A 14,701-nucleotide genomic window follows, 5' to 3' on the forward strand; every position below is an offset into this window, starting at 1 on the left:
AAATATATTGTGTGTGCCGTGAATCGGTGGGGTCACGGCGGCCCATTACTGGACGGTATCACCGCTGAGGCCGAAACGAAGAGGTAATATTTCCCATTGTTACGTCATTGTGAAGCAAGTGATTTGACTCACGCGCAAAGGATGGGTTAACGGCGGCAAGCCACGGCGGTTCGCCGTCGTGCGTGGAAAGGGTGCCAGGGCGGCGAAAGGCGCGCCGGCAGCGGAATTGGGTCCGTGGAATTCCCCCCGGGGGGCGGGAGGAATAGGCTTGTAGCTTGCCCTCTTAAAGAGCTGGCATCTAATGATTAAGGAACACACGCATGAGTATGGAAGGCGCGGCCTGGAGTTCACTTTGGAGCACCATGCGCTCGGACAAGTCCAACGGCGGAATTTCCAAGGACACCCTGCGCCGCACTGTTCGGTTTGCGAAGCCGTACAGCCGCAAACTGCTGATTTTTGTGGTGCTATCGGTGATTTCCGCGGCGCTGGCCGTGGCGACTCCCGTTCTGGCCGGGCAGGTGATTGACGCCATCGTGGCGAAAACCGCCCTCGATGTGGTGGTGCGCCTGGCCGTGCTGATCGCGATTGTGGCCGTGCTGGACGCCGGACTGTCGCTGGTGATCCGCTGGATTTCGGCGAACCTGGGCGAGGGCGTCATCCTCGACCTGCGCACGGCCGTGTTTGACCATGTGCAGCGCATGCCGATCGCCTTCTTTACCCGGACCCGCACCGGCGCGCTCGTCAGCCGGCTCAACAATGATGTCATCGGGGCCCAGCAGGCGTTTTCCGGCACCCTTTCGGGCATTGTGTCCAACTCCGTCCAGCTGGTTTTGACGCTGATCGTCATGCTGAACACCTCGTGGCTGGTGACGGTGCTGGCCCTGGTGCTGCTGCCGATCTTCCTCATGCCCGCCCGCCGTTTTGGTTCGCGGCTGGCCGGTTTGCGGCGTGAGGCTGCGGATTTGAACGCGGACATGAGCACGCAGATGACCGAGCGTTTCTCCGCACCCGGGGCCACCCTGGTCAAGCTGTTTGGCCGCCCCGCCGAGGAATCCCGCGAGTTCGCCTCCCGCGCCAACCGCGTCCGCGACATCGGCGTGCGCACCGCCATCATGCAGTTTGTGTTCTTTACGGCGCTGATGCTGGTCTCCTCCCTCGCGCTGGCGCTCGTGTATGGCCTGGGTGGCGCGCTGGCCATCGGGGGGACGCTCAACGCGGGCGACGTCGTCGTGCTGGCCCTGCTGTTGACCCGCCTGTACGCCCCGCTCACCGCCCTGGCCAACGCCCGCGTGGACATCATGAGCGCCCTGGTTAGCTTTGACCGGGTGTTTGAAATCTTGGACTTGAAGCCGCTGATTGCTGAGAAGTCGACCACAGTTTCCCTGCCGGACGGCCCGCTGGCCGTTGAATTCACCGACGTCCGCTTCGGCTACCCCTCGGCCGACAAGGTCTCGCTCGCCTCGCTCGAAGATGTTGCAGTGCTGGACACCCGCGGCGGCGAGGACGTGCTGCACGGGATTTCCTTCCGCGCCGAGCCTGGCCAGACCATTGCGCTGGTCGGGTCCTCCGGTGCGGGCAAGTCCACCATTGCCCAGCTGCTGTCAAGACTGTACGACGTCGATTCCGGCACCGTGAGCTTGGGCGGCGTGGACGTGCGGGACCTCACCTTCGACGGTCTTCGCGCCGGTGTTGGCATGGTTACCCAGGACGGGCACCTGTTCCACGAGTCCATCCGCTCCAACCTGCGCCTGGCCAAGCCCACCGCCACGGACGCCGAGATCTGGGATGTGCTGAACCGGGCCCGCCTGTCGGCGTTCGCGGAGGCGCTGCCCGACGGTCTCGACACGGTGGTGGGGGAGCGCGGCTACCGGCTTTCCGGTGGTGAGCGCCAGCGCCTGACGATCGCGCGGCTGCTGCTGGTGCAGCCCGCCGTGGTGATTTTGGATGAGGCCACGGCCGCCCTCGACTCCACGAACGAGGCGGCCGTCCAGGCTGCCTTGGGTGAGGCCCTCGAGGGGCGCACCGCGTTGGTCATCGCACACCGGCTCTCCACCATCCGCTCCGCCGACATGATCCTGGTGCTCGAAGCTGGGCGCATCGTGGAACGCGGCACGCACGACGAGCTCATCGTCCGCGGCGGACGCTACGCAGAACTGCACGACACCCAGTTCGCCCAGGCAGTCGCCGCGGTTGCGGACGCCGAGGTGCCGGAGGGCAACTAGCTGGGGAAGTTCGACGCCGGGTCCCTATCCCCGGCAGTTGGCCCATCTGGGGGCCGGTCAGCGGGGGACGTGACTCCCGCCGTGGTACTTCTTCCGAACTGGCGCGGCAAAGCCGCCCACACGCTGGCCCGCAGAAAATGCCGAAAATCACGTGAAAATCGTGAACTTTCGACGTTTTCCGCGGGTCAGTTGGCGTCTCACACGGAGCGGTCTGGTCTCGTTACGATACGAACCGTTTCATAATTGCCCAATGTGTGCCATACTTCACAATGTGACCCACGTTATTCCCAAAAGTTCCGGCCGCCCGCAGGACGACAAACTCACCGAGCAGATCCTCGCTGAGACCCTGCGTCTTGTCCAGACGGCCGGATACATGGAGCTGCGCATCGAACAGATTGCCGCAGCTGTTGGCTGTGGCAAGAGCACCATCTACCGGCGCTGGGCCAACAAGGACGAGCTCATGGCGGCAGCCCTGGTCAGGAACTCAAAAATGGGTGCAATCCTGAACAGCGGAAGCGTGGTGGAAGATCTCATTGACCATGCATGGCAGAACGCTGAAAACCAGCTGCCCGGTCCAAACCATGTAGCTCCACATGCCCTGTGGGCGGCGCTCGTGGTGCCCGAGGTGCGGGAAATCTTTGCCAGGGATTTTTTGCGCTCGCGGCGGGGGATGGGCCTGCAGATATTGCAGGCAGCCATTGAACACGGGCAGCTTGCGCCCGAAGCAGACCCGAACGCCATCTTGGACCTGCTGGCCGGCTTCACACTTCAGCGCATGGTCATCAGCAGCATCGGCGTGCGCAAAACAGACTATCGACCAATTGTGGAAGCCTTGGTGGCGAACCCGCCGCTGCGTGCCAACGACGGCCCGTAGCGGCGGATCCAGCCCCGGACTTTTTACACCTAAGCACTTTGCAGGAGACAACTATGTCCAGTATCAGCACCGGCGGGAAGGGAACCACCGGTATTCCACTGAAAGTGTCAGTGGTTGTGGGGTTCCTTGTTTTTGTTGAATTGACCAGCGGGTTCATTCAGGGCTTTTACATGCCGCTCTTTGGCGCCATCGCCAAGCACTTCAACGTATCCGACGCCGACATCACGTGGTTCAACACGCTCCAGACCCTGGCGGCCGGCGTCTGTGTGCCCATCCTGGCCAAGTTGGGCGACATCTTCGGGCACCGCCGCATCCTTCGCCTGGCCATCATCTCCGTCCTGATCGGCGGGTTGCTTGTTGCGCTTTCGCCAACGTTTGAGCTGGCGCTCGTGGGCCGCATCCTGACCGGGCCGCTGGCCGTCTGGCTGCCGCTGGAAATTGCCCTGGTGCACAACAAGATCACCGGAGATTCAGCACGCAAGTCCATTGGACTGTTGGTGTCGGCGCTGACGATCGGTGCGGTGATCGGCACGCTCGCATCCGGCGGCATAGCCAGCATTGTTTCCAACATGACGGTGCTGCTGCTGGTCCCCGTGGTCATCACTGCCGTCTGCACCGTCATCGTGTACACGAAGGTGCCCGAATCGGACATCCGCACCAACCCCAAGATCGACTACGTGGGCTTCACCGGGCTGGCCGTCTTCATGATGGCGCTGCTCTGGGGGCTGCGCTCAGCCCAGGGGTCCGGCTTCGCCTCGGCCGGTGTGATCATCCCGCTGGTGATCGCCGCCGTCGTGCTCGTTGCCTGGATCACCTACGAATTGCGTGTTGACGTCCCCGCCATCCACGTCCGTCTGATCGCCTCCCGTGCGCTCTGGCCCGTCTATGCCACCTCGTTCCTGTTCGGCATGGTCCTGTTCGGGACCCAGACCATCACCACCACTTTCCTGGCCGGAAACCCGGACCTGGTGGGCTACGGATTCGCCTTCAAACCCGGCACCATCGCCCTGTTCAGCGCCGGCGGGGCCCTGCTGGCAGCCGTGGGCGCCTCCACGTTCGCCTACCTGGCCAAGCCGCTGGGCATGCGCGGGGTTCTGGTGGTGGCAACAGTCCTGGGGGCTGCGGCGAACCTGGTCCTGCTCTTCGGGCATGCCTCCATCGCCCTGGTGATCCTGAGCACCGTCATGAGCGGCCTGGCCGGCGGCTTCCTGCTCGGAACACTGCCAGCACTGGTTGCCGAGCTGTCACCCAGGGACCAGACGGGCATCGCAACGGGCGTCTACAATTCGCTGAAGACTCTGGGCGGCTCCGCGGCGGGGGCCGTGTTTGGTGTGATTCTCTCCAGCTTCGCCCTTGCCGGGACCAAGTCGGCCAGCCTGGGCGGCTACCAAACCATTTGGATATTTTGCATCGTGGCGTTCATCATCTGCCCCGTTGCCCTGATGTTCAAGCCCAAGTCCGGCTCCGGGGCTGATGAGCCGCTGGAGGAAAACGTGGAGGTGAAGTGATGCACCAGGCCAGGCTGCCCGCGGTTCCAGCATCAACCGACAGCTACCGGCTGCTCGGCGCAACATTGATCGACGGCACCGGTGCCGCGGCGGTAACTGACAGTGAAGTGGTGGTGGTGAACGGGCGGATCTCCTATGCCGGGCCGCGCAGGCGTGGCTGGTCGGCACCCGAGGGGATGGCCGCCGTCGAACTTCCCGGCAAGACCATCCTGCCAGGGTTCATCGACACCCATGTGCACCTGGCCGCCAGCGTTGAAACGAACCCTGCACAGATGCTGGCCCGGTTCCCGTCGGAGCACACCTTTGAGGCGGCGTCGATCATGCGGCGCACACTCAAGGCCGGAGTGACGACGGCGCGTGACCTGGCCGGGCTCGACGCCGGCTACCGCAATGCCGTGGCTGCCGGGACCATTCTGGGCCCGCGCCTGCACCTGGCCATTTCCGCCTTGTCGCCAACCGGCGGGCACTCCGATTTCCATCTGCCCAACGGCGCCAAGACGGGGCTGGGGATGTTCCAGGACTTCAACCCGATCATTGACACGGACGACGACGTGCGGCTGGCGGTCCGCCTGTTGGTGCGCTCCGGGGCGGATGTCATCAAGGTGTGCACCACCGGCGGGGTCTCCAGCCCATCCGACTCACCCCATGATTTGGGTGTCCCGGAACGGCATGTGCAAATGATCGTGGAAGAGACTGCACGGCGGCAGGGACAACCCGTCGCAGCCCACGCCCAAGGGGCCCAGGGCATCAAGGAAGCCATCCGAGGTGGCGTGGCCAGCGTGGAACACGGCTACGAGATCGACCGTGAAGGCATTGAGCTGATGCTGGAGCGGGGCACCTTCCTCGTCCCCACCTTGAGCTCTGCGCTGCGGGTGCCCCGGCCGGCGGATGTGCCCGGGTACCTGTATGAAAAGAAGGTGCGCTGGTCCGAGATTGCCCGCGAGCATGTGGCCAAGGCGCTGGCGGCCGGCGTCCGGGTTGCCATGGGCACCGACGCCGCCATCTGCCCGCACGGGGTGAACCTGAAGGAACTGGGGCACCTGGTGGAACTGGGCATGAGCCCCATGGACGCGATTGTGGCCGGGACATTGAACGCGGCCGAACTTATGCGCCTGCAGGAACACGTGGGATCCGTGGAAAGCGGCAAGCTGGCCGATTTGGTCATTACCGCTAGTGATCCGTTGGCCAATATTGGGGCGCTGGGGGACCCCGCCAACATTGCCGTTGTGGTGCAGGGAGGCAACGTCGTCAAGGACTTGCACGGCTGGATGCCCTGGGCCCCCGCGCCGAGCCTCCTGGAAGTTTAAGAACTGAACTCTAAGAACTGAATCTTGCGGGCCACAGTAGTGGTGCCCGCTCATTGTGAAAGGAACAAAGAATGTCATTCATTGCAGCCGGAGCTGAAATTCTCGAAGACTTGGTGGCCCTGCGCCGGGATCTCCACGCCGAACCGGAAATTGGGCTGGACCTGCCCCTCACACAGGCCAAGGTCCTCGCCGCCATTGACGGTCTGGGCCTGGAGATCACGCTCGGAAAGGAAACCACCTCTGTTGTTGCGGTCCTGCGCGGCGCCAAGGCAGGCCCCACCGTACTTCTGCGCGGGGACATGGATGCACTGCCGGTCAAGGAATTGACCGGCCTGGACTACGCCTCCACCAACGGCAACATGCACGCCTGCGGACACGATCTGCACACCGCCGGGCTGGTTGGTGCCGCACGTCTGCTCGCCGCCCGGCGCGGGGAACTGGCCGGCAACGTCCTTTTCATGTTCCAGCCCGGCGAAGAAGGCCACAACGGGGCCGGGGTCATGCTGGGTGAGGGGCTGCTGGATGCCACAGGTGAGGAGCCGGTGGCCGCCTACGCCATCCATGTCGGTCCAGGCCCCATGGGCGTGTTCATGACCAAGCCCGGTCCGGTGCTTGCCGGATCCAACGAGTTGCATGTGACTGTCCGCGGCGTCGGCGGCCACGGCTCACAGCCACACCTGACCAAGGACCCCGTCCCGGCGCTGTTGGAAATTGGCACGGCACTGCAGACCATGGCCACGCGGAAGTTCAACGCCTTTGACCCGATCATCGTTACGGTGACGCAGCTGTCGGGCGGCGAGGCCCTCAACGTCATCCCCGAGTCCGCTTCGTTGGGTGCCACGGTGCGCACCCTGTCCGTGGCATCCACCGAGAAATTCGCCGCCGAGTCCAAGCAGCTGGCCGAGGGCATTGCCGCCGCCCATGGGTGCACCGCAACAGTGGAATTTGTTGTCACCTACCCGGTCACACACAACGATCCCGCCGCCACGGCAAACACCCTTGAGGTGCTCCGAGGCCAGTTTGGCGAGGAGCGTGTGGTCCAAATGGAGACCGCCATGATGGGCTCCGAGGATTTCTCCCTGGTGCTGGCGGAAGTGCCCGGAACATTCATTTCCCTCAGCTGCTCACCCGACGGCCTGGACCTGTCCACCGCCGAATTCAACCACTCGCCCCGCGTGCTTTTCGATGACAGCGTCCTCGGCGACCAGGCCGCCGCCTTGGCCCAGCTCGCCTTCAGCCACCTCGGCCCGCAGGAGGCGTAGCTTCTCCTTTTACTGAAGTACGACGCCGAGTTCCCGGCTCCCAGCTGTTGGCCCACCTAGGTGCCGACCGCTGCAGGAGGGGAGCGCCGGCGTCGTACTTTTAAGGCTTGCTTTTAAGCTTTGGTGAGCGTAGACGAGGGAGGACGAACTCCGTCAGCAGCGGGGCGAGGTCCTCAAAGTCCTCGGCCGCCTCCACATGCATCCAGCGAATTTCGGCGATCTCTGCGGCCGGAACCACCGACCCTGCGTCCCAGCGCCCCGGTGCCGTGAACACCGTGGCTTCGATGTCGGTATTGGCTTCATTGGCGGCGGTGCCGTGCCACACACCCATGAGTTCAAGGTCTGCGGCGGCGATGTTCAGACCCACTTCCTCGGACAGCTCCCGGGAGCCGGCCTCGGCGGCGGATTCACCCAGTTCAGGTTTGCCGCCGGGGTGCATGAATTTTGTGGTGCCTTGTTTGCGGACAGTCAGGAGCCTGCCGTCGTGGTCGTAGATGCACACGGCAGAGACCCGGAGAATGTTTTTCACGCCTTCGATCCTACCGGCGAGCCGCATGTACCGCTGCCGGTCCGCTGCGGCCTATCCCGCCGTCGGACGCGCGGGGCGGCTTGGCGTGTTGCTGGGAAATGTGTGGAGTGGCACTGTTTGGTCCGGAAATCTCGCCGAGATGGAGGCCAAGCCGCATTGTGCGCCGCGCACTTTGCCGAGGATGGGCCCGGCCCGCAATATGCCGTCAAAGTTGCGGCCTCCTCGCGGGTACGGCCCATTTTCTCCAATGCGGCTGACGGATCGGTGGGTTTGCACCATTTTCGATGGCCGGGATCGCGGGTTTACCCATTCCCGAGGGTCGGACGGACGCATTGGCCCCCGGCGCCAGGCCCAGACCCGGGGCCGATGGTCCCGGGGTACCGGACGGATCAGGCTGCCGGCGGTTAAATGAGCCGCAGCGGCCGGGTGCCCAGTTGGACGGTAAGTTCCTGGCCCCACGAAGCGGTAAGCCGGTCGCCTTCCATGCCGTCCCCAAAAATGACTAGCTGGTCGGAGGCGGCCGTGATGCGCAGCGGCTCTCCGGCTGACAAGAAGCCCTCGGTCAGGGTGGCGCCCGTGGCCGGCGACGGCCAAGCCTCGCGGACAAACCAGGCGAGCCGGGGGTCGGATGGTGCCGGGAGAGGCCGTCCGCCGCGTTCCAAGGCAATGGATGCACACCAGCCGGTGGCGCCCGTCCCGGTGGACACAATCAACCCCGACGACGATTGGCGCTCAACCCGGCCATCCGGCGTCGTAATTTGGTAGCGGGCCGATTGGTGTGAGGAGTGGCCAATGAAGATTTCATTCAGGGCGGAGAGTTCCTGCCCGTCGTCGAGCCGTGCCGTGACCATGGCCAGGTTTTCGCATTGCATGGCGGACAGGCCCGCGGCTGCCCTGGCGAGCAGTGCGGCGGCGGCTGCGGGGGAGTGCCTGACCAGGATTCCCGCGTTCACACCGGGCTCCGGGTCGATGCCGAGGACGGGCTGGCCGCTGAGATATTTTGCCGTGTTGGCCACGAGTCCGTCCTGGCCGACGACGGCGATGACGTCATCCTGGGTGAACATGAACCGGCTCAGGTCGGTGCGTTCCACGTCGGCGAGGCGCCATCCGGCGGGCACCGAGGCGCGCACCTGGGCCAGGGCGGCCATGATGAAATTGTGCCGTTCCTGGACGGGCGCCAGGGCTCGGCCCCTGGTGCGGAGAAAGAATTCTGCCTGGCCGGCGGTGGCATGCCGGTCGAGGAGTTCCTGAAATTCGGTGCGCCGGTGGACGACCACGAGGCGGGGAGTTCCCATGGCCTTACCTTTCTGTTGCGGGCAGGACGGCCTGACCAGCGGCTGCCGGGGCTTGGAACAATCCTGCCAGTGCGCCGCTCAGCAGGTCCGGGGTGATGGTCAGGTTGTTGATGTTGGGCAGCGAGGCGGCGGCTTCACGGAAGGCCAAGGCCAGCAGCGTGGCCTGGTCCATGCCCTTGTAGACCTCCATGGCAGCGGCTTCGCGGGCGGCGGCCGCCTCGCCGACCAGCTTGAGCTGATGGGCCTCGGACGTGGCGCCGATGCCCTGGCGTTCAGCCTCGGCCTGGGCCCGGATGAGTCCGGCAGCGGCCTGCTCCCCGGCTTCCCGCCGGGCGTTGGCACCTTCCTGGGCAACAAGGTTTTCCCGGCGGGCGGCCAGCTCAATCTTGCTCGCCATCTCATTCTCCGAGATGGTCCTTTCCCGCTCCACGGCCACTGCCCTGCGCTCGTAAACAGCCCTGTCCGCCTCGGCCTGGAGCTGTTCGCGGACCGGTGTCTGCAGTGCCCTTTCAACGTCAGCCTCCGGCCGGACGGCCAGGACCTGCACGCCGAGGATTTCAATGCCGGTTGACAGGAGCCGGCCGTCGGCCTGCAAGGCGCCCGTCAGCAGGCCGCGCAATTCACTGACCCCGCGCTCCAGTGACTGGGCAAGAGTTGTGGCGGCAATCTGGTCGATCGCGTGGCTTTGGCACAGCTGCCCGATGATGGTTGCCACTTGTTCGCGCCCGGCCGTTGTTGCGCCGCCGCCCGGCTGAAGTGCAAAGTCGAGGCGGCTGGCAACCGATACAGGATCGTTGAAACGGTAGGTGACATTGGCCTGGACGCTGACGTCCTGGTGGTCGCGGGTGATGGCGTGGAAGAGTGTGGGCAACTCCTGGTCGTCCATGGGAACCTCGCTCAATACCGATGCCGCGGGCCGGAACCAGAATGCCTGGCCCACGCCCTGGTGGCGGACATCGCCCTTCTGCAGGTGGACGACGTATCCCGTGGGGCTGCCCAGGAAGTGATTGATCCAGGGGTAGCGCTTGATGGTGGCCATGGGGCTCTCCTCACGTTGTTATCGTCATTGTGACGATAATAAAAGCCTAGGGCCTGCGCACCTTTATTGTCAACATGACGATAAGTGTTTAGGGTTGAGTTATGCCTGATGCCTACCCCGAGCCCGCCCGCTTTCCGGTGACGGTCGACGTCGTTGCCCTCACGGTCAGCGGTGGCGCCCTCCAAGTCTTGTTGGTCACCCGCCTGATTGCGCCCTTTCAAGGCGGTCTGGCACTGCCTGGCGGGTTTGTGCTGCCGGGGGAGGATCTGGTGGAAGCTGCCGGACGTGAATTGGCGGAGGAAACCGGGGTGGCACAGCTGCCGGGATATTTGGAACAGCTGCAAAGCTATGGGCCACAGGGCCGTGACCCGAGAGGTGACGTGCTGACCGTGGCACACCTGCTGCTGGCACCGAACTTCCCGGTCCTGGCCGCCGGCAGTGACGCCGCCCATGCCGGCTGGTATCCGGTCAGTCAGGTTCTGGAGGGTGACCTTGAGCTGGCCTTTGACCACCAACGGATACTGGCCGACGCCGTGGAGCGGGCCAAGTCCAAGCTGGAGTACTCACCCCTGGGAGCCGCCTTTTGCGGGCCGGAATTCACCGTCGCGCAACTGCGGGCTGTCTATGACGCGGTGTGGGACACGAAGCTGGATCCCCGGAACTTCCATCGGAAAGCCACTGGAACCCCGGGGTTTCTGGAAGACACGGGAAAGCTGAGCACCGGTGAGGCAGGGCGCCCGGCGGCATTGTTCCGGCTTGCCCCGGAAGCACTGCCAGTTGCGGGTGAAGCTGCACAAGCCGTCCTCAACCCGCCGATCATGCGGCCCTCGGAGCGAACATGATCACACTGACCCCGGCCAACGCAATGAGGGCGCCGATCACGTCCCAGCGGTCGGGCGAGAACTTGTCGAAGATCATGCCCCACACCAGCGAGCCGGCAATAAACACGCCACCGTACGCTGCCAGGACGCGGCCAAAGTTGGCGTCGGCCTGCATGGCAGCGATGAACCCGTAGGCACCCAGGGCCACAATTCCCAGTCCGGCCCACCACCACGCCCTGTCTTCACGCACTGCCTGCCAGATGAGCCAGGCGCCGCCGATTTCAGCCACTGCGGCCAGTGCGAACAAGATGATGGTTTTGGCAATGCTCATGGCCCCATCATCCCTTGTCGGCGAGGGGCATTCGGTCCGGAATCTCTCAACGCCCAAACCAGGGGACAGCATCGTGTATCACTGGTGCCGCATTGTCAGCCGGGCGAATTTCAAGTTCGAATGCCGGTTCCACACCGGAAAACTCACGCAGTGACAACCGGTACACGCCAGGGGCGCAGGGCAGGCGCAGGCTATTTCGGGGATCGGCGGCGGCCTCGTCGGGAAATTGTGCCGCCATGGTCAGCTGTGTGTAGCTCGTCAGGCGCAATCCGGCGTCGCCCACCCGGAGCATGCCCGACGCCTCCCGGATTACCCTGCCCGCTCCGTGCTGGTCCACAAGATGGAACGGTTCATCGGCAAAGTCATCGCCAGGATAGGCGACAAAGGCATTCTCCAAGTTCATTTGCTCAACGAACCGGTCCATGAGTTGGGCCAGGGTCCAGTCCGGCGCAACGAATCCGCTGTAGTGATCCGGAGCAACCAAGGCGAGGAAACCATCCTCATCAAAAGGGAAAAACAGGTTGAACGTCACAGGCTGGTTCATAGTGTTGAGTGTAGCGCTGCCAAAGTTTTCAATGCCCGGCACAGAGTGTGGGATGGCTGATAGTGGACAGAGGGCGCGAACGCACATCTCGGCGGTGTGGGTTGGCGGCAGAGAGGGCGCGAACGCACATCTCGGCGGTGTGGGTTAGTGGGTCGTGGAACAGGGGGCGCGAAGTCACATCTCGGCGGGAGGCGGGGTGCGGCGGCGGCCATCCAGGCCCATGAACAGCAGCGCCAGAAGAATGGGACCGTAGGTGAACATGGCGGACCAGCCCAGAGTCTCGCCCAGGAACACGGAAACGCCCACAAGCAGGATGGGTTCAACGTAGCCGAGCAGGCCGAACAGTGACAGCGGCAGCCACTTGCTCGCCAACAAATACAGCGCCATGGCGACGCCGCCGAGGATGCCGATGGACCACGCCGCCCACAGCCCCTCGAGGCCGCCGCCGGACCCCCAACCGTGCGGGCCGGCCAGGATGAACCACACTCCCACTGGCAGCAAGACGAGAAGTTCGGCGGCAAACGCCGGCAGGCTGTCGAAGCCGATCTTGCGCCGCAGCACAAAATAAATCGGGTAGCCCAGGCACACCACAAGTGTGGGCCAGGCCAGGCCGGCGGCGGAAAAGGTCTCGTGGGCAACACCGACGGCTGCGGCACCCACGGCGAGGCGGCGCAGGGGACTGAGCGTGTCGGCAAAGAACACCCGCCCGGCCAGCACCATGGTCAGCGGCAGCAGGAAATAGCCAAAAGACACCGACAGGGCCATGTTGTTCAAAGGCGCCCACATGAACAGCCACAGCTGCACGCCCACAATCCCGGCCGCCAGCACCCCGGGCACAAGGAGGGCCGGGCGCCGTCGGACTCTGCCCAAAAGTGCCCTGGCTTCGGCGCGGGCCGATGGAAGAAACGGCAAAATGGCGCCCAGCGTAGCCAGTGTCAGCACCACTCGCCAGCCAAAGATCTCCTCGGCACCCCACCCAGGCAGGAGTCCGGCGATCAGGAAAATGACGGCGAACAGGACCGAAGCAATGAGGGAGACAGCCACGCCGCGCCCGGCATGGATGTGGGCGGCGGCAGGGACGGGGCCTGAAGTCATCGACGGTCCCACTTTCTCAACAGCACCAGAGGCATCCACAAGCACAAGAACGCCCGGCGAGGCCGCACAAGCAACGCACAAGCAACGCCCACAAACCATCCAGAATGCGGGCATGAAAAGTGCCCCCGCCGGGGATCGAACCCGGATCTGCCCTTTAGGAGAGGGCTGTCTTATCCATTGGACTACAGAGGCGCGTCACCAAGCCTAGCGGAACAGGCAGGCAAGCAAAAAACGAGGAGTCTAGACCTCGGCCGGAGCGGTTTTCTTCCTGCGCCCCAGGAACAACGCCACACCGAGCGCCAGCAGCGATGCAATCAGCAGCATCCACGACGCCGTGACCAGCCCCGAGGCCAGCGACACCGCGCCTGCGTCCAGGGTTTCGGCGCCCAGCATTGAGTCCACGGCGGCATTGGCCCACAAGGAAATCGCGGCAAAGGCCAGCGGCAGCGCCCACATGGCCCAGCGCAGCGGCTTCTTGGCCACATTGGCGGCGATCAGCGTCAACGCCGTGATGGCAAAAATCAGCGGGAACAGTGTCCCGGCGGTCTTGCCCACATAATTCAACTGGCCCAAAGCGTCGGCATCCATGGCCGCCCGCAACGCCTCAACATGGGCCGTATCAAAGCCCAAAACAAACGATTGCGGCATGGCCAGGCCGTTGGACAGGTCCGTCATCTGGTTCAGCGTCATCAGGTGGAAGTACGTGAACAGGAACAGGCTGGCCGCCGCCCCAGCAATCAGGATCAGGTTCGCGTTGCCCTGCGCCTTCGCCGGAGTGCGCTGAGTGCTCGTGTTGACGGCGGGTGTGATCGGAGGAGTTGCGGCCGTGCCGTGCTTGGCAGCACGCTGGGCGGGAGTCTTAGCCATGGAACCATTATCGCCCAGATTAGGCTTGTCCCATGGCACACCCTGACTCCCTTGCGACCAGCGACAGCGAATTGGCGTCGAAACTCCTGCGCCACGCCGGCGCCCTGGCCAGCTCCATCCGTTCCGAAGGCCTCTCCACCCTGCGTGCCGGCAGCCACGTCAAAAGCGATGCTTCCGACTTTGCCACCGCCGCCGATCTGGCCGCCGAACGCTACATCTTCGATGCCCTGCGCGCCGCCCGCCCCGATGACTCCATCCTCGGTGAGGAGGGCGCCGGACACGTCGGTTCCTCCAGCCGCTGCTGGGTGATCGACCCCGTTGACGGCACCTTCAACTTCGCCAGCGGCTCCGCTTATTGGTGCACGGCGCTGGCTCTGGTCCGTCCCTCCCCTTTTCCTGCCTCAGCCGATGAAGGCACGACGCCGGATCCGCTCACCAATGCTGAGGTGCTGCTCGGCGCCATCCACCAGCCTGAAGAAGACAAGCTCTGGCTGGGCGGCGCCGCCGTCCCGGCCACGCTGAACGGGCAGCCGCTCCGCATGGAGTCGCGGACTGAATTGGGGGAGCCGGCGCTGAGGGAGTTGGCCGCCAGTACCTACATCCACCCGGGATGGCTGGCCCAGCCCCGGGCCGCCGTCCCGTGGCAGCGGGCTGCTGAGTTGCCGGCCACGCTGCGAATGCTGGGGTCCGGATCCTGCGATCTCGCCCGGGTGGCCCAAGGCGAGCTGGGTGTGTGGTTCCAGCACAGTGTGCCGTCCTGGGACTGGCTCCCCGGCAAAGGCATCGTTGAAGCGGCGGGCGGGGACACCGCCGTCGTACGCGTCAATGGACTTGACTGGTTTGTGGCCGGGCCGGCGGGGGCCGTGGCGGAACTGCGCGCCGCGTTGGAATCCGGGGAGTTGCCGCACTGACCCGCAGCTTCGGGGCTGTGGCGCTGCGTCCGCGAGGGACCCGCGCTGAGCGGGCGATTCGGGGTAGCGGGACTGGTTGTCAGTGGGGCGAACTAC

The 14,701-nt window shown here is 64.6% G+C and carries 14 protein-coding genes and 1 tRNA gene; 7 read left to right on the forward strand and 8 right to left on the reverse strand.

Annotated elements, in window-relative coordinates; all coding sequences use genetic code 11:
• The first annotated feature begins 320 nt into the window (after positions 1-320).
• The 5 genes from art_RS17635 (at position 321) to art_RS17655 (ending at position 7,173) form a co-directional block, all read left to right on the forward strand.
• Positions 321-2,222: an ABC transporter ATP-binding protein gene (locus tag art_RS17635; RefSeq protein ID WP_038466954.1), complete on the forward strand. Its 1,902-nt coding sequence runs from the start codon at positions 321-323 to the stop codon at positions 2,220-2,222.
• A 271-nt stretch (positions 2,223-2,493) separates the two neighbouring features.
• Positions 2,494-3,096, forward strand: coding sequence for a TetR/AcrR family transcriptional regulator (locus tag art_RS21270; RefSeq protein ID WP_052136734.1), 603 nt, complete (start codon positions 2,494-2,496; stop codon positions 3,094-3,096).
• A 53-nt stretch (positions 3,097-3,149) separates the two neighbouring features.
• Complete coding sequence (locus art_RS17645; protein ID WP_038466957.1) at positions 3,150-4,604, forward strand: MFS transporter; 1,455 nt, start codon at positions 3,150-3,152, stop codon at positions 4,602-4,604.
• A complete protein-coding gene (locus art_RS17650) occupies positions 4,604-5,911 on the forward strand; it encodes an amidohydrolase family protein (RefSeq protein ID WP_052136735.1) in 1,308 nt (435 codons plus the stop codon). The genes art_RS17645 and art_RS17650 overlap by 1 nt, the downstream gene beginning before the upstream one ends.
• Before the next feature lie 71 nt (positions 5,912-5,982).
• Complete coding sequence (locus art_RS17655) at positions 5,983-7,173, forward strand: M20 family metallopeptidase (protein ID WP_038466960.1); 1,191 nt, start codon at positions 5,983-5,985, stop codon at positions 7,171-7,173.
• 100 nt (positions 7,174-7,273) lie between these two features.
• On the opposite strand, the gene art_RS17660 is transcribed toward art_RS17655, so the two are convergent.
• The 3 genes from art_RS17660 to art_RS17670 all read right to left on the reverse strand — a co-directional run bounded on the left by art_RS17660 (position 7,274) and on the right by art_RS17670 (position 10,036).
• The gene (locus tag art_RS17660) at positions 7,274-7,702 is read right to left on the reverse strand and encodes an NUDIX domain-containing protein (protein ID WP_173425244.1); all 429 of its coding nucleotides are present in this window, start codon (positions 7,700-7,702) and stop codon (positions 7,274-7,276) included.
• Between the two features lie 404 nt (positions 7,703-8,106).
• Entirely contained in the window at positions 8,107-8,997 is an 891-nt protein-coding gene (locus art_RS17665; protein WP_038466966.1) for an inorganic polyphosphate kinase, read from the reverse strand.
• A 4-nt stretch (positions 8,998-9,001) separates the two neighbouring features.
• Positions 9,002-10,036 (reverse strand): SPFH domain-containing protein, encoded by a 1,035-nt coding sequence (locus art_RS17670; protein ID WP_038466968.1) that lies wholly within the window; start codon positions 10,034-10,036, stop codon positions 9,002-9,004.
• Between the two features lie 101 nt (positions 10,037-10,137).
• Here art_RS17670 and art_RS17675 point away from each other — a divergent pair, with 101 nt between their 5' ends.
• Positions 10,138-10,878, forward strand: coding sequence for an NUDIX domain-containing protein (locus art_RS17675; protein WP_038466971.1), 741 nt, complete (start codon positions 10,138-10,140; stop codon positions 10,876-10,878).
• On the opposite strand, the gene art_RS17680 is transcribed toward art_RS17675, so the two are convergent.
• From art_RS17680 to art_RS17700, 5 genes are all read right to left on the reverse strand, one after another.
• Complete coding sequence (locus art_RS17680) at positions 10,853-11,188, reverse strand: YnfA family protein (RefSeq protein WP_038466972.1); 336 nt, start codon at positions 11,186-11,188, stop codon at positions 10,853-10,855. The two genes, art_RS17675 and art_RS17680, sit on opposite strands and share 26 nt — an antisense overlap.
• A gap of 46 nt (positions 11,189-11,234) precedes the next feature.
• A complete protein-coding gene (locus art_RS17685) occupies positions 11,235-11,732 on the reverse strand; it encodes a hypothetical protein (protein WP_038466974.1) in 498 nt (165 codons plus the stop codon).
• Positions 11,733-11,906: 174 nt separating this feature from the next.
• Positions 11,907-12,827: an EamA family transporter RarD gene (gene rarD, locus art_RS17690; RefSeq protein WP_052136736.1), complete on the reverse strand. Its 921-nt coding sequence runs from the start codon at positions 12,825-12,827 to the stop codon at positions 11,907-11,909.
• 120 nt (positions 12,828-12,947) lie between these two features.
• A tRNA-Arg gene (locus art_RS17695) sits at positions 12,948-13,019 on the reverse strand.
• A gap of 48 nt (positions 13,020-13,067) precedes the next feature.
• Entirely contained in the window at positions 13,068-13,694 is a 627-nt protein-coding gene (locus art_RS17700) for a hypothetical protein (RefSeq protein WP_038466977.1), read from the reverse strand.
• A gap of 32 nt (positions 13,695-13,726) precedes the next feature.
• Between art_RS17700 and art_RS17705 the strand changes: the two genes are divergently transcribed.
• Complete coding sequence (locus tag art_RS17705) at positions 13,727-14,605, forward strand: inositol monophosphatase family protein (RefSeq protein WP_038466979.1); 879 nt, start codon at positions 13,727-13,729, stop codon at positions 14,603-14,605.
• The last annotated feature ends 96 nt before the right edge of the window (positions 14,606-14,701 follow it).

It is taken from the genome of Arthrobacter sp. PAMC 25486 (genome assembly GCF_000785535.1).
GTDB lineage: Bacteria > Actinomycetota > Actinomycetes > Actinomycetales > Micrococcaceae > Specibacter.

Coding starts and splice junctions, on each gene's coding strand:
- art_RS17635 (WP_038466954.1), top strand. CDS start 321: ATGAGTATGGAAGGCGCGGCCTGGAGTTCACTTTGGAGCACCATGCGC.
- art_RS17645 (WP_038466957.1), top strand. CDS start 3,150: ATGTCCAGTATCAGCACCGGCGGGAAGGGAACCACCGGTATTCCACTG.
- art_RS17650 (WP_052136735.1), top strand. CDS start 4,604: ATGCACCAGGCCAGGCTGCCCGCGGTTCCAGCATCAACCGACAGCTAC.
- art_RS17655 (WP_038466960.1), top strand. CDS start 5,983: ATGTCATTCATTGCAGCCGGAGCTGAAATTCTCGAAGACTTGGTGGCC.
- art_RS17665 (WP_038466966.1), bottom strand. CDS start 8,997: ATGGGAACTCCCCGCCTCGTGGTCGTCCACCGGCGCACCGAATTTCAG.
- art_RS17670 (WP_038466968.1), bottom strand. CDS start 10,036: ATGGCCACCATCAAGCGCTACCCCTGGATCAATCACTTCCTGGGCAGC.
- art_RS17675 (WP_038466971.1), top strand. CDS start 10,138: ATGCCTGATGCCTACCCCGAGCCCGCCCGCTTTCCGGTGACGGTCGAC.
- art_RS17680 (WP_038466972.1), bottom strand. CDS start 11,188: ATGAGCATTGCCAAAACCATCATCTTGTTCGCACTGGCCGCAGTGGCT.
- art_RS17685 (WP_038466974.1), bottom strand. CDS start 11,732: ATGAACCAGCCTGTGACGTTCAACCTGTTTTTCCCTTTTGATGAGGAT.
- rarD (WP_052136736.1), bottom strand. CDS start 12,827: ATGACTTCAGGCCCCGTCCCTGCCGCCGCCCACATCCATGCCGGGCGC.
- art_RS17700 (WP_038466977.1), bottom strand. CDS start 13,694: ATGGCTAAGACTCCCGCCCAGCGTGCTGCCAAGCACGGCACGGCCGCA.
- art_RS17705 (WP_038466979.1), top strand. CDS start 13,727: ATGGCACACCCTGACTCCCTTGCGACCAGCGACAGCGAATTGGCGTCG.